The 14,433-nt window shown below is 49.2% G+C and carries 9 protein-coding genes and 2 pseudogenes; 1 reads left to right on the top strand and 10 read right to left on the bottom strand.

Annotated elements, in window-relative coordinates; all coding sequences use genetic code 11:
- Window positions 1-60: 60 nt before the first annotated feature.
- Window positions 61-651, top strand: coding sequence for an undecaprenyl phosphate transporter UptA (uptA, locus tag ACW5MY_RS20105; RefSeq protein ID WP_013352464.1), 591 nt, complete (start codon window positions 61-63; stop codon window positions 649-651).
- Window positions 652-706: 55 nt separating this feature from the next.
- On the opposite strand, the gene ACW5MY_RS20100 is transcribed toward uptA, so the two are convergent.
- The 10 genes and pseudogenes from ACW5MY_RS20100 to ACW5MY_RS20055 all read right to left on the bottom strand — a co-directional run bounded on the left by ACW5MY_RS20100 (window position 707) and on the right by ACW5MY_RS20055 (window position 14,423).
- Entirely contained in the window at window positions 707-2,236 is a 1,530-nt protein-coding gene (locus ACW5MY_RS20100; RefSeq protein WP_013352465.1) for an acyl-CoA carboxylase subunit beta, read from the bottom strand.
- Window positions 2,237-2,253: 17 nt separating this feature from the next.
- Window positions 2,254-3,033 carry an enoyl-CoA hydratase gene (locus tag ACW5MY_RS20095; protein WP_013352466.1) on the bottom strand — a complete coding sequence of 260 codons (780 nt, stop codon included), beginning with the start codon at window positions 3,031-3,033 and terminating at the stop codon, window positions 2,254-2,256.
- A 13-nt stretch (window positions 3,034-3,046) separates the two neighbouring features.
- The gene (locus ACW5MY_RS20090) at window positions 3,047-3,946 is read right to left on the bottom strand and encodes a hydroxymethylglutaryl-CoA lyase (RefSeq protein WP_013352467.1); all 900 of its coding nucleotides are present in this window, start codon (window positions 3,944-3,946) and stop codon (window positions 3,047-3,049) included.
- 15 nt (window positions 3,947-3,961) lie between these two features.
- Entirely contained in the window at window positions 3,962-4,174 is a 213-nt protein-coding gene (locus tag ACW5MY_RS20085) for an acetyl-CoA carboxylase biotin carboxyl carrier protein subunit (protein WP_013352468.1), read from the bottom strand.
- A complete protein-coding gene (locus ACW5MY_RS20080; protein ID WP_013352469.1) occupies window positions 4,171-5,520 on the bottom strand; it encodes an acetyl-CoA carboxylase biotin carboxylase subunit in 1,350 nt (449 codons plus the stop codon). Before ACW5MY_RS20080 ends, ACW5MY_RS20085 begins: the two co-directional genes overlap by 4 nt.
- A gap of 21 nt (window positions 5,521-5,541) precedes the next feature.
- A pseudogene (locus tag ACW5MY_RS20075) lies at window positions 5,542-7,182 on the bottom strand (AMP-binding protein).
- A 44-nt stretch (window positions 7,183-7,226) separates the two neighbouring features.
- A complete protein-coding gene (locus ACW5MY_RS20070) occupies window positions 7,227-8,369 on the bottom strand; it encodes an acyl-CoA dehydrogenase (RefSeq protein ID WP_013352472.1) in 1,143 nt (380 codons plus the stop codon).
- Window positions 8,370-8,504: 135 nt separating this feature from the next.
- Entirely contained in the window at window positions 8,505-10,049 is a 1,545-nt protein-coding gene (locus ACW5MY_RS20065; RefSeq protein ID WP_013352473.1) for a glycoside hydrolase family 10 protein, read from the bottom strand.
- A gap of 121 nt (window positions 10,050-10,170) precedes the next feature.
- Window positions 10,171-10,551: a DUF1360 domain-containing protein gene (locus tag ACW5MY_RS20060; RefSeq protein ID WP_013352474.1), complete on the bottom strand. Its 381-nt coding sequence runs from the start codon at window positions 10,549-10,551 to the stop codon at window positions 10,171-10,173.
- A gap of 72 nt (window positions 10,552-10,623) precedes the next feature.
- Window positions 10,624-14,423 (bottom strand): annotated as a pseudogene (locus ACW5MY_RS20055) (non-ribosomal peptide synthetase).
- Window positions 14,424-14,433: the final 10 nt, after the last annotated feature.

Below are 14,433 nucleotides of genomic sequence, written 5' to 3'. Positions count from 1 at the left end.
CCATTTTGCTTGTCAATCAGTCATATAATTGGGTAAAAAGATAAAGAGGTTGTGAACAGTGTGGGCAATTTTATTAGTGAAATATTATCCTGGCTGACAAGTATGGGCTATTTAGGGATTGCGCTCGGGTTAATGATCGAAATCATTCCGAGTGAAATCGTTCTGGCTTACGGAGGCTATATGGTGTCAGAAGGTACGATCAGTTTTATCGGCGCCATTATCGCCGGTGTCATCGGGGGAACGATCGCGCAATGTTTTATTTACTGGATCGCCCGTTATGGAGGACGTCCGTTTTTGGACAAGTACGGCAAGTACTTACTGCTGAAAAAGCATCATATTGATGTTGCGGAAAACTGGTTTCGCCGTTACGGCGCGGGCGTGGTATTCTCGGCACGGTTTATCCCGGTCGTCAGACACGCGATTTCCATCCCTGCCGGACTCGCGAAAATGCCTCTTTCCAAGTTTGTCACCTTGACGACGCTTGCGATTATTCCGTGGTCTATCATTTTCGTTTATCTCGGGTATCAGCTCGGCGGACAGTGGAAAGATGTAGACAGCTATGCCGGAATGTATACGACTCCGATCATTATATTGGCTCTTGTATTTATTGTTGTTTATTTTGTCGTGAAAAAGATGAGATCAAGACTATGAAAAAAAGACTGCATAGAAGAACGGCCGCGGGCCGGATCTATGCGGTCTTTTTTCTTTATACCGGGTATACGGGGTGTTTCCGGTGTGTGAATGTCAGTTGTTTGGACATGTAAGCAGTGAGGCGTTTATTGAGTTCTTCCCGCAAGGAATCAGCGGGAACGATGCCGTCAATCACCATTTCAGAGGCGAGGCGGTAAAGGTTGATGTCTTCCTTGTATTCATCACGCTTTTCTTGAATAAAAGCCGATCTTTCTTCAGGAGCGAGTTCGCTGATTTTGTTTGCATATACCGCATTCACCGCTGCCTCAGGCCCCATAACGGCAATTTGCGCAGTCGGCAGCGCTAAGCAGCAATCCGGTTCAAAAGCCGGGCCCGCCATCGCATATAATCCGGCACCGTAGGCTTTTCTGACAATAACGGAAAGCTTCGGAACAGTCGCTTCGGCCATTGCGGAGATCATTTTTGCGCCATGTCTGATGATGCCCGCCTGCTCAACCTTCGTTCCGATCATAAAGCCGGGGATGTCTGCCAAAAACAGAAGCGGAATATGAAATGCGTCGCACAAAGCGATGAATTTTGCGGCTTTGTCCGCCGAATCGAGAAATAAAACCCCGCCTTTGACACGCGGCTGGTTGGCGATAATGCCGACCGGCTGTCCGTGAATCCGCGCAAGCCCCGTTATTAATTCCTGCGCAAATAATGGTTTGATCTCAAAAAAGGAGTCTTCATCGATGACACGTTCAATTAAATCCATCATGTTGAACGGCGCGTTTTGATGTGCCGGAATGACATCTGAGAGCGGTTTTTCAAAAGCTTTCGGATTCTTGGATGTGTTGACGGGTGCTTTTTCAGTATAATTTGCCGGAAAATAGCTGAGATATGTCTGCGCCATCGTAATTGCTTCCTGTTCCGTCCGGGCGAGAAGATCACCGCAGCCTGATACGGAACAATGCATACGGGCGCCGCCCATTTCTTCAAGCGATACCTTTTCGCCGATTACCATTTCCGCCATGCGCGGAGAGCCTAAGTACATGGATGCATTGCCTTCAACCATAATGACGATGTCGCAAAATGCCGGGATGTAAGCGCCGCCCGCAGCGGAAGGACCGAACAATAAGCAGATTTGCGGAATGCGTCCCGACAGCTTTACTTGATTATAAAAAATGCGTCCGGCTCCCCTCCTGCCCGGGAACATGTCGACCTGATCCGTAATTCTCGCACCTGCTGAATCGACTAAGTACAGAAGCGGACACTGCAGCTTTTCCGCCGTTTCCTGAATGCGGATGATTTTTTCCACCGTTTTCGCGCCCCATGAACCCGCCTTTACGGTTGAGTCGTTTGCCATCACACAAACGGTTCTGCCGCCGATAGTTCCGATTCCGGTGACGACCCCGTCAGCCGGCAGTCCGTCTGACATACATTCGGCGAAAAAAGCATCTTCTACGGATATGCCGTCATCGAATAGAAGCTTCAGCCTGTCTCTTACAAACAGTTTTCCCTTTTTTTCGTTGCTTGCGTGATATTTCTCCGCTCCTCCTTTTTCAATCGTTTTGCTGCGTGTCTGCCGTTCTTTTTCGTAATCCATCCGAGTCCCTCCATGTTTTATTTTCCTTTGTATTCAGGGGGTCTTTTTTCTTTAAAGGCGCGCAGGCCCTCTTCTCTGTCAAGTGTCGGGATGACTTGTTCATATGCTTTTCGTTCGATGGTGAGCCCTGTATTGAGATCTGTCTCCAGACCCTTGTTTATCGCGAATTTTGCTTGTCTGACGGCGATCGGTCCATTGGCGGCGATGCGTCCGGCCAGTGCTTTTACTTTTTCCATAAGCTCCCCGGCTTCACATACATGCTCGACCAGCTTCATGTCTTTTGCTTCTTGAGCCGTGAGTCTTCGGCCGGTGTAAATCAATTCTTTTGCAGCGCCGGGACCGATAAGCCGCGGCAGTCTCTGTGTTCCCCCCGCCCCGGGAATGATCGCAAGGCCTGTTTCAGGTAGGCCGAGACCCGCCCGGCTGACGGCTGTTCTGATATCGCAGGCGAGAGCAAGTTCAAGACCTCCTCCTACAGCAGTTCCGTTCAGCGCTGCAATGACCGGCTGCGGGAGAGCTTCAATTGAGGCGGCTGTTTCGCCGATACGCCTGACGCTTTGCTTGACTTGTTCATGATTCATTCCTGCTCTTTCTTTTAAATCAGCACCGGCGCAAAATGTGTTTCCGGAGCCGGTGAGAATGACGCAGCGAATAGCCGGCGAGTTTCTGATGTCTGTAATTACACGCTGTAAATCATCAATCATTTCAGAAGACAGCGAGTTGGCTGCATGCGGGCGGTTCAGTGTGATCAGACCGATCGTTTCTTGACAGACGGAATACAAGACACAATCTCCCATGGCTTCTCCTTTCTCATTTCGTTCTGAATACCTGCAGGTTTCTGCTTGGCAGGTCTTTGCCGATTTTGTCCCCGATCCAGCCGGCGGCCTCAAGAAGTTTATTCAAGTCCGTCCCGGTATCAATCCCCATTTGTTCAAGCATATAAATGACATCTTCTGTGGCGGCGTTGCCTGCTGATCCCGGGGCATACGGGCAGCCGCCAAGCCCGCCTGAGGAGGTATCAAAGGATGTAATGCCCATATCAAGGGCGGGAATGATATTCGCAAGAGCCGTGCCTCTTGTATCATGGAAATGGAGTGCGATGTTTGATGCCGGAATTCTCGGCAAAAGGGCTTCAAGCACGGCGATGACCTGCAAGGGATTCGCCGCGCCGATTGTGTCGCCGAGCGATAATTCATCAACACCCATTTCGATCAGGGTGTCTGCCAGGCGGACGACTTGTTCGACCGGCACGTTCTGTTCGTACGGGCAGCCAAATACAGTGGACAGATACGCTCTCGTCGCCATTTTTTCAGCTTTTGCTTCAGTAATGACCCGCCTGAGTTCTTGAACGGTCCGGTCAATCGGTTTGTTTACGTTTTTTTGGTTATGGGTTTCGCTTGCTGATAAAAACACACAGGCTTGATCAATTCTGCCTTCTGCTGCATGTTCCAGTCCGATGAGGTTTGGAACGAGAGCCGCGTAGACCGTATCTTCTGATCTGGCAATCCCCTTTGCGACATCCAGACTGTCACGAAGAGCCGGAATCCATCTCGGATGCACGAATGATGTCACTTCGATATAGGGAAGTCCTGTCTTTGACAGCATATTGATCCACTCAATCTTATCTTCTGTATCCACCCACGCCGATTCATTCTGCAGGCCGTCACGAGGCCCTACTTCGTTGATGCGGACATGCTTCGGACAGTTCATGCTGCACCTCCCGTTTTATTGAAGCTCAATCAGGACCTCTCCTTCATCAGTGAAATCGCCTTCCGTTTTTTTCACTTCTTTCACCGTTCCGGATGCATCAGCGATGATCGGAATTTCCATTTTCATAGATTCCAAGATAGCCACTTCCTGTCCTTCCTCAATGACATCGCCCGGTTTCACATGAATTTTCCACAGGTTACCGGCCATTTGAATTTTTATGACGCTCATTTTGACGCCTCCCCGTTTATTGTTTGTAAAAATCCGGTTGTCGCTTCACCCTTTTCAAACGCTTCTGAACAGGCGATTTTTGTCAGCAGCGGAATATTGGTTTTAATTCCTTCTACATGATATTCGCCAAGGGCGGTTTTCAGTTGTTCAATGGCTTGTTTTCTCGTTTTTGCCGTAACAATCATTTTGGCAATCATCGGATCGTAAAACGGAGAAACGGTGCTGCCCTTTTCAACGGCGCATTCGTGTCTCACTGACGGATGCCGTAAAACGGAGAAAGAGGAGATAGTGCCGGGTGACGGATAAAAGGTGACCGGATCTTCCGCATAAATCCGCACTTCTATCGCATGCCCGTGATGGGTGATGTCTTTCTGCGAGAAAGTCAGCGGCTGTCCCGCGGCAATTTTCAGCTGTTCTTCCACAAGATCCAGTCCCGTAATTTCTTCTGTCACCGGATGCTCTACCTGCAGTCTTGTATTCATCTCTAAGAAATAGATTTGTTTCTTTTGGTCGACAAGAAACTCTATTGTGCCCGCATTTTGGTAGCCGATAGATTTAGCGGCTTTAACGGCGGTTTCACCGAGTCTTTGTCTTAATTCCTCATCAACAAACGGCGATGGCGCTTCTTCTATCACTTTTTGATGGCGCCTTTGCACTGAACAGTCACGTTCAAACAGGTGAACGGTATTGCCGAAAGAATCTGCGAGAATCTGAATTTCAATATGACGGGCGTTTTCAATGACTTTTTCCATATACATTGCGCCGTCGCCGAAAAAAGACGCGGCCCGCTTTTGATTGCCTTCAAACGCTTTTGCCAGTTCTTCTTCCGAATGTACGATCTGCATGCCGATTCCGCCTCCTCCTGCGGACGCTTTCAGCATGACCGGAAAGCCGATGGCACGGGCTTCGGCTAAGGCCGAGTGAACATCGGGCAATGGCTCTGAAACACCGGGAACGATCGGGACTTTTGCCTGCTGCATCGTTTTTCGCGCTTCTATCTTGCTTCCCATCTTAACGATGATGTCACCTGGCGGGCCGATGAATGTGATGTGTTCCTTTCGGCAGCGTTCGGCGAACCGGCTGTTTTCTGACAGCAGCCCGTAGCCGGGATGGATGGCGTCGGCTCCGGCGGCTTTAGCGGCTTCTATGATTCTGTCAATATGTAAATAGCTTTCATTTACTCTCGATTGACCGATCAGGTAGGCCTCATCAGCCGCTTTTACATGGAGCGCATCCCGGTCGGCTTCTGAATAGACAGATACCGAGGGGATGCCGAGACGTTTGCAGGTGCGGATTATTCTTAAGGCGATTTCTCCTCTATTGGCAATCAGAACTTTTTTAAACAATTGTGAAGCACTCCTTTTTCATTAAATTAACTTGAGCTCTTCAATCGTTTTTTCCCGCAGTTTGAATTTCTGGATTTTTCCTGAGGCTGTCATGGGATATTCATCTGTGAACAACACATACCGGGGGACTTTATAGCGGGCTATATTTTCTTTGCAAAAGGTTCTGATGTCTTCTGCAGAAGCGGTTTGTCCGTCTTTGAGCCTGATCCACGCCGCGGCCTCTTCGCCGTATTTCGGATCAGGGACACCGACGACCTGAACGTCTGCTACCGCTGGATGCCGATATAACATTTCTTCAATCTCCCGGGGATAGATATTTTCGCCGCCCCTGATCAGCATGTCTTTCAGACGGCCTGTGATTTTGCAGTACCCGTCCTCGTCCATGACCGCCAAATCACCGGTATGCAGCCAGCCGTCTTTATCTATCGCTTCTTCGGTTGCTTCTTGATTTTTATAATAGCCTTTCATGACATGGTATCCGCGGGTGCAGAGCTCTCCCTGTTCGCCCCGTGCAGCCTCCTCGGATGTTCCGGGCCGAACAATTCCGACTTCGATATGGGGAAGCGCGCGCCCCGCTGTTTCCACTCTTCTTTCAAACGGATCATCCGTTCTAGTCTGCGTAATGACAGGTGATGCTTCAGTCTGTCCGTAGGCAATGGTAATGTCGGTCATCCCCATTTTGCCGATTACTTCTCTCATGACTTCCGCCGGGCATGGCGAGCCTGCCATAATGCCGGTTCGGACGTGAGAAAGGTCATAATCAGAAAAACCGCTGTCATGAAGCAGGGCGATAAACATCGTCGGCACACCGTGCAGAGCCGTGCAGGCTTCTTGTTCCACCGTTTTCAGAACGGATGGCGGAGAAAACTGCTCGATCGGAATCATCGCCGCCCCCGCGGATACACATGCCAGCACGCCGAGCACACACCCGAAGCAGTGGAAAAATGGCACGGGGATGCATAAACGGTCACTTGAGGTAAGCTTCATACATTCTGCGATGTTGGCCGCGTTATTTACGATATTAAAATGTGAGAGCATGACGCCTTTCGGAAATCCCGTCGTACCTGACGTATATTGCATATGAATGCAATCATCCTTTTTCAGGCTGTCCATCCTTCTGTCAAGCTCTGCATCCGTTACGGTTTCTGCATCCTTCAGCAGAGCATCCCAATGATGCATTCCGGGCGGGCTTTGATCACCGATATATAACACTGTCTGTAAAAAAGGATAACGTTTCGAACGCAGTCTGCCGCGCTCACAAGTTTTCAGCTCCGGAATCAGTTTATTCACCAACTCGACATAAGATGTCTGCCGGTAGGAGTCCATGATTATCAGGGCCGAGACGTCTGAATGGGTCAGCAGGTAATCCAACTCTGCGATTTGAAAATTCGTATTGATGGTGATCAGAACGGCGCCGATTTTCGCCGTTGCAAATTACGCCGCGAGCCATTCCGGTATGTTGGATGCCCATATGGCCACATGATCTCCTTTTTCAATTCCCAGCTTCATCAGCCCTTTTGCGGTCTGCCGGCATAACCGGTCAAACTCGGCATACGTATAACGGAGGCCGCGCTCAGGGTAAACAACCGCTTCATGGTCCGGGAAAAGCTCCACGGTCCGCTCAAGCAGCTTTCCCGCTGTTAAATGGATAAGTTCAGCCATATGACCTGCCTCCTTCCATCATTGCTTTGGTAAACGTTTTCATTTCACTTCAACAGCTGTCTCGCGATGACCATTCTTTGAATTTCTGACGTTCCCTCGCCAATCTCCATCAGCTTTGCGTCACGAAGCATGCGTTCGACCCCGTATTCCTTCATGTATCCGGAACCGCCGTGAATTTGAATGGCCTGAAGGCACGTTCTGACGGCCATTTCTGAAGCATAGAGCTTGGCGAATGCCGCTTCTTTCGTAAATGGCAGGTTTTGATCCTTCAGCCATGCCGCTTTAAGCACCATTTGTCTGGCAAGGTCAATTTCCATCGCCATGTCAGCGAGTTTAAATTGAATGGCTTGAAATGATGAGATCGGGCTGCCGAACTGCTTGCGTTCTTTCGCATATGACAGAGACGCCTCCAATGCCCCTTGAGCGATACCGACAGCAAGCGCCGCAATTGAAATCCGTCCGCCGTCTAACGTATATAAAAATTGTTTAAACCCCTTCTCAGGATCGCCAAGCAGGTTGTCGGCAGGCACCCTGACATCTTCCAGCACAAGTTCGGCCGTATCCGATCCTCTCACACCCATCTTGTCGTACGGGTTTGTGATCGTAAATCCCGGTGTGTCTGTCGGAACAATGAGGGCTGAGATGATCGGTTTTCCGGCGGAGTTCTTTCCCGTCACGGCGGTGACAATGACCGTGCGGGCGTAATTGGCGTTTGTGATCCAGCATTTCTCACCGTTTATTACATAGTCATCGCCTTTTTTCTCGGCTTTTGTCTGTGTTCCGCCAGCGTCTGAACCGGCATTTGGCTCTGTCAGCCCGAATGATCCGAGCGCTTTTCCGGAAGCAAGCGGAGTAAGGTGTTCTTGTTTTTGCTGTTCAGTACCGAAATAGTATAATGGGCTTGCGCCGAGTGACACGGCCGCCGCGTAGCTTAGCCCCGTGCTTCCGCAGGCTTTTCCGATTTCTTCAACCGCTATTGCATATGAAATGGTGTCACCGCCCGCCCCGCCGTATTCTTCCGGAAACGGAATTCCGAGCAGACCGAGTTCGCCTATTTTTTTAAATGTGTCTGCCGGGAAGACGGCTGATTGATCAACCTCATGGGCTTTCGGGGCAATTTCATTTTTGGCAAAATCTCTGACCATTTCGCGCACCAGCTGCTGTTCTTTTGTCAGTTGAAAATTCATTAATCTTCCTCCTTCTGCTGCTTTCTACATTTTATTAATGGGGGTCTTTATTCATTCCATTCAAATAAAGTCTGAACATTCCGACTCATCTGCAAAAAAACTGACAGCTCAGGAGCTGTCAGTTTTGTAAAAATGTTATTTAACCGTCCGTTTTGCGGAGGGACGGCTCTCATGGTGGAGCCTGTCAACGGAAGTAACGATATAGGTGCAGGCGCCTTTCGCCCGGATATCAGTATCAGTATCTGAAAATGTTTGCGTCCGTGACGCTGTTTTTCTGACTGTATCCACTAAATAAGGCTGCTTTCCCTTTTCTGCGCGGTAAATGGCGTAATAAGCCGTTTTCTTACCGTTGGATTTCGCATCTTCGATATAGAGTGTATTGCCTGAAGCATTTTTTTCCGCTCGTTTGACAGCCGGCTTTTTTAAAGCGGAATGTCCAAGCCATGGCATCTCGGGAATTAATGCTGGACGGCTGTACATGTCTTTGAGCAAACGGCTTTTCACATTGAGCGGATTACGGTTCAGATCCTTTAAACTGAAATGCATGCTGCCTTTAACCCATGCCGATCCCCTGTTAAGAGCAATCTGTCTTCCGTATTCCTCCGGGTCGGCCCAGGCAGGATCAGCGTTGTTATTGATTTTATAAGCCGCCTGCCCGATATATAAATGCACCGGGCGATTGTTCACTTCTTTCCCCCACCAATCCGTCAAGACGTCATATGCTGCTGCTTTAAACCCGATGCTCCAGTAAATCTGCGGTGCGATGTAATCAATATATCCTTTTTGGATCCATTCTCTTGTGTCAGCGTATAAGTCATCGTAGTTCCGCACCCCGGCGGCCGTTTTGGAGCCTGTCGGGTCATCTGCGGCGTTTCTCCATACGCCGAACGGGCTGATTCCGAATTTGACATAAGGTTTTTCTCGTTTAATGGTCTGATTGATCTCTTTTACAAGACGGTTGACGTTATCCCTGCGCCAGTCATCAATTGATGCAAAGTGAGCTTTTCCGTACCGTTCGTATTCCGCCTGATCGGGGAATTCCTGTCCGGCAATTTTATAAGGATAAAAATAATCATCCATATGAACCGCATCAATGTCATAACGGCTGACCACCTCTTTGATCCCATCCGTTATAAATTGCCTTACTTCCGGAATGCCCGGATTATAATACAGCTGGTTTCCATATGCAGCGACCCAGTCCGGATGGGAACGGGCGGGATGATCACTTGAAAGCGCATTCAAATTTGTGTGATTCATCGTGATCCGGTAAGGATTGAACCAAGCATGGAATTCAAGATTCCGTTTGTGTGTCTCTTCAACTAAAAAAGCAAGCGGATCGTACCCCGGATTTTTACCTTGAGTTCCTGTCAAATACTCTGACCAAGGTCCGTAATCTGATGGATAAAAAGCATCAGCCGTCGGCTTAATTTGGACGATAACGGCGTTCATCCCCATTGCCTGAACGTCATCCAGCAGCTTGCTGTATTCTTTTTTTTGCTCATCAGGTGACAGCCCTTTTTTAGAGGGCCAGTCGATATTGGTGACAGACGCGATCCATACGGCTCTCATTTCTCTCTCCGGCTGAGTGCCGCTTGCTTTTGCTGATGCTGACATTGTAAAGATGCCGGCTGTCAGTAAAACGGCCAAAAACCATATCATGCTGGAACGGCAGCCTTTCATGTTTTTCCCCCTCTCTGCTTTACGGTATTCCGAAGCATTCCGGGCGGTGAATCAGAAAGTCTTCTTTGCTCCTCTAAGACTAAAAGAGAAAGAAAAAAGTCCTAAAGCGAAACAAATCGCTTCAGGACTTTTTATGTTTTATGGCGGCCAGCACGTCAATGACCTTCGTTCCGACGCCGACGCAAGTCTCAAGAATGGCCTGCGCTCCGGCAATGGACAAAATGAAAATAACCGGATGAGCAAAGCGGGGCCAGACCAAATAGCAGATGCCGATTAATATGGCGCACCAGACACCCGCACACCAATAACATTGCAGCATATAACCGAATGTGGAGGACGGGACTTTTTTTTGCACGGTGCGCCCGTTTTGATCGACGGTTTTTTCTTGCTTTAAAAAGGGTTTTCTTATGAATTCCGTAATCTTATCAAATACAATTAAATGGGTCAGCCGGTAGCTGGCAAGGATGATCATTACATACGTAAGCCAAGATAGGTTCGTCATGACAAGCCTCCAAAAAACTGGGTTTGATTCCCCTATCTTGCCCTCTGTCTTCTTGAACCATTCTGCCGGATGTTACAGATTCCGTTCCAAGCGTCTGCCGCTGTTTGCAACGATCTCCAGTATGACCTCAGCATTTTGGTGTGCAAAGGCCGGTTCAAACATATCTTTATGGGCGCCCTCGCCTTGATATTCCTGATAGAGACCCGTTGTGGCGCCTTCCCATTTCTTCGGCTCGGGCTTATCGCTGTGCTCTTCCTTTATGCCGGCCTCAATAAAGTGGAGGTTTGCCGCGATTTGGCCGTCATTTATCAGTTCCGCCCAGTACGTTTGATAGCCCTCTGTCTTTTTGATGACCGCTTCTCTGACCGCTTCCGGGACATTTTCGGCTGTTGCGTTCATTGGCTGCGGCGGAAGTGCGTCAAGCTTTCTGTACGCGTCTGCGATAATGACATCGCTGACTTTTAAGCCCCGTTTTTCCATCGCTTTTGCCGCCTCAAATGCCGTATTGCCGCCTGCCGAATATCCGAAGAGGATATAAGGGCCTTCCGGCTGGATTTCCAGCATTTTATCAATGTATTGTTCCATTCTGCTGTCTTCTTCAATAAAGTTAAAGCCGTACACAGCAGCCCGTCCATTTAATGCCGCCGCAAGATCTTTGAAGAAAATCCCGAAACCTGAGATAGGCGGAAAACAGAAAAGATTGCGTCCTTTCGGCTGATTCAGTCTGCTGATATGCTGTTCGGCAGCTTCTGATAGTTTGCTGGAATACAGTTTTTCAGCCAATTGCTCAATTGTCGGATATTCAAATATCATTTCAATCGGCACATCCATCTGCTGCCTCGTCTTCAGCTGATGAATGACTTGCAATGCTTTTAAAGAGTGGCCGCCCAGCTCAAAGAAGTCATCCTGTATGCCCAGCTCCCCGCAGCCGAGGATCGGCGTCCAAATGTCGATCAGCTCACGCTCGACCCAGTTTCGGGGCGGAACGGCTTTTGATGAGGCTTTTTTTCGTTCTGGCGTAGGCAGTCTGCGGCGGTCCACTTTGCCGTTTGCGGTTAGCGGCATACGGTCAAGCTTAGTCACATACTGCGGAATCATATAGTCGGGAAGCGACCTTGCCAATAGGGATCGAATGGTCCTTTCTTCAATATGTGCGCCCGTATAATACGCGCATAGAATGGCTTCTTGTCCTTCTTGTGACACGGTGACAGCCGCTTCCCTGATCCCGTCAATTTCAGTCAGCCGCGCTTCAATTTCGGCCGGCTCGATCCGCTTCCCGCGAATCTTGAATTGGCGGTCGATACGGCTGATGTACCCGATGCTTCCATCAGGCAGCCAGTGCGCCAAGTCGCCTGTTCTGTAGATTTTTTCTTCAGGGTGAATCGGGTGGCTGACAAATGCTTCACTTGTTAATTCAGGCCTGTTTAAGTAGCCTTTGGCAACCCCGTCACCGCCGACGCAAAGCTCACCCGGCACGCCGATCGGCGCAAGCCCGCCATTTTTATCGATAATGAATGCGGTTGAATTGCTGATCGGTTTTCCGATTGGGATCGGCTGAGAAAAATCATGCGTGATTTCGTAAAAGGTGGAAAACGTCGTATTTTCCGTCGGTCCGTATATGTTATAAAGGCTGAGATTCGGGCAGCGGTGTCTGACCTTATTGATGAGTGCCGGCGACAAAGCTTCTCCGCCGACATATAAGGTGTGCAATCCGGAAAACATCTCCGGGTCTGCCTGGGCGAACTGGTTAAAAAGCGCCGTAGTCAAAAACAGAATCGTAATACGGTTGGCAGAAAGATAGCTGCCGAACCTCTCAGGGGCAAGCATTGTCGAGCGGTCAACCACATGAAGGCATGCCCCGTTTAAAAGCGCTCCGAATATTTCAAACGTCACTGCGTCAAAACCGATGGACCCTGTCAGAATGAGACGATCCGTCGTGCCGGCCGACGAGTAATTGCTGTTTGACACGAGTGATACGACGTTTCGGTTGGAAATCATCACGCCCTTTGGTTTTCCTGTTGAACCGGATGTATACATAATATAGGCAAGGTCATCAGGTGCTGTAACGGTATTCAGCTTTCTCATGTCAGCGGTTTGTTTCTCAGCTGCAACCGGGATTGAAATGATACTGGAAAAGTCAATGTCAGTCTCAATCCCTTTTTGTACCGTTAACAGCTGTGCCCCGCTCTCACTGAGCATATCGGCGATTCTGTCGGAAGGCAGATCTGCATCAAGCGGAAGGTACGTCCCTCCCGCTTTTAATACAGCGAGAACAGCGATGATAAATTCCGGTGAGCGTTCGGCCAGAATCCCGGCGATTCCCTTTTGCGTCAAACCGTTTTCCAGCAGGATGCCGGCGAATTCAGTTGACCGTTCATCAAGCTCCCGGTACGTCAACGTCAGCCCGCCGGCGTGCAGCGCCTGATGATCCGGAGTTTTTTCCGCCTGCCGGCTGAACAGGCTGATGATGCTTTCATCTCTTTCATAAGTTGTTTTCGTATCATTAAATTCGCCGATTATTCTTGATTTTTCCTTTTGTCCGAGCATCGGAAGCCGGTCAGCCGGAACATCGGGATTGAAGGCGGCGCCGCGCAGGGCTTCTTCTAAATGTCCTTTTACGCTCTCTATCCATACTTCATCATAAACATTCGCATTGTAGCTGAATTTGATGAGCAGCTCATCGCCGGGCGCTATGATCAGGTTAAAATCGTAGCCTGATTGTTCCGACACGTTGACATTCCCGATTCGAAACGGTGCATCCGATTCCTTTTCCGCGTCTTTCATCTGCTGCTGAATCGGATAATTTTCAAACACGATGATATGGTCGATTAAATCCTGTTTCAGCTCAGTCTGAGATTGGATGTCAGCAAGCGGATGGTAGCTGAACGCCTCTGAATCAAGCATTTCTTTCTGGCAGCGGCCCAGCAGTTCTCTAAAGCTTTCATCACCGGTTTTGATGCGTACCGGCACGGTATTGATAAACAGCCCGATCATGTTTTCCACTCCGGCAATAACGGAAGGCCGCCCTGATACGACGGCTCCGAAAACGGCATCGTCCGTCCGATTGTAGCGCTGCAGCATCAGGCCCCATACGGTCTGCATAAGCACCGCGAGTGTAGCACCCTCTTCTTTGGCAATGGTTTTCAGCTTGGCTGTCAGGTTTTCGTCTAAAGAAAACAGCAGCTCCTTCTTCCGGTAGCCTTTTTCCTCCGGGGGACGGGCCGATATTTTCGTGAGGGTGTCTCACAGTCCGATAAATATCCTTTCCAATAATCAGAAGCTGCGTCTTTGTCCTGATCAGTCAGCCATGTAATATACGTGCTGTAAGGCTTTGCGGGCGCCAGTGTGACGGGCGAACCTGATTCAATCGTCTTGTAAATATGCATAAATTCTTGAAGGACGATGCCGAGGCACCAGCCGTCCATGAGGATGTGATGATGGCTCCAGACACATACATATTCTTCGTCTGCCGTTTTAAACAAAGAAACACGCATCAGCATATCCTTTTGCAAATCGAAGCCTTTTAAGCGGTCACGTTCCTTAAACTGCTGTATAAAGCTGTTTTGTCCCGCTTCATCCAAATGTGTAAGATCTTCGCTGCGCAATCGGAATTCCCGCTCACGCAGCACGACTTGGCGGGGTCCGTTCAGCTGAGCGACATGAGGTAAAAAAACCGTTCTGAAAATGTCATGGCGGCTGATGACAGACTGCACGCTTTGTTCAAACAATTCCGGACGAAGCCGGCCTTTTATGGTGAAGACGGATTGCTCGATATATGCAGACCCCTCCTTTTGCAGAAAGGAATGGAAAAGCATTCCTTCCTGCATTCGGCTGAGGGGATAAATGTTTTGGATATTTTTCGTTTTGTCCATGTTTTCCTCC

It is taken from the genome of Bacillus sp. Bwzl_19 (assembly GCF_054900515.1).
The sequence above is the reverse complement of the archived record's forward strand: the minus strand, read 5'-3'. Positions and strand labels throughout refer to the sequence as shown.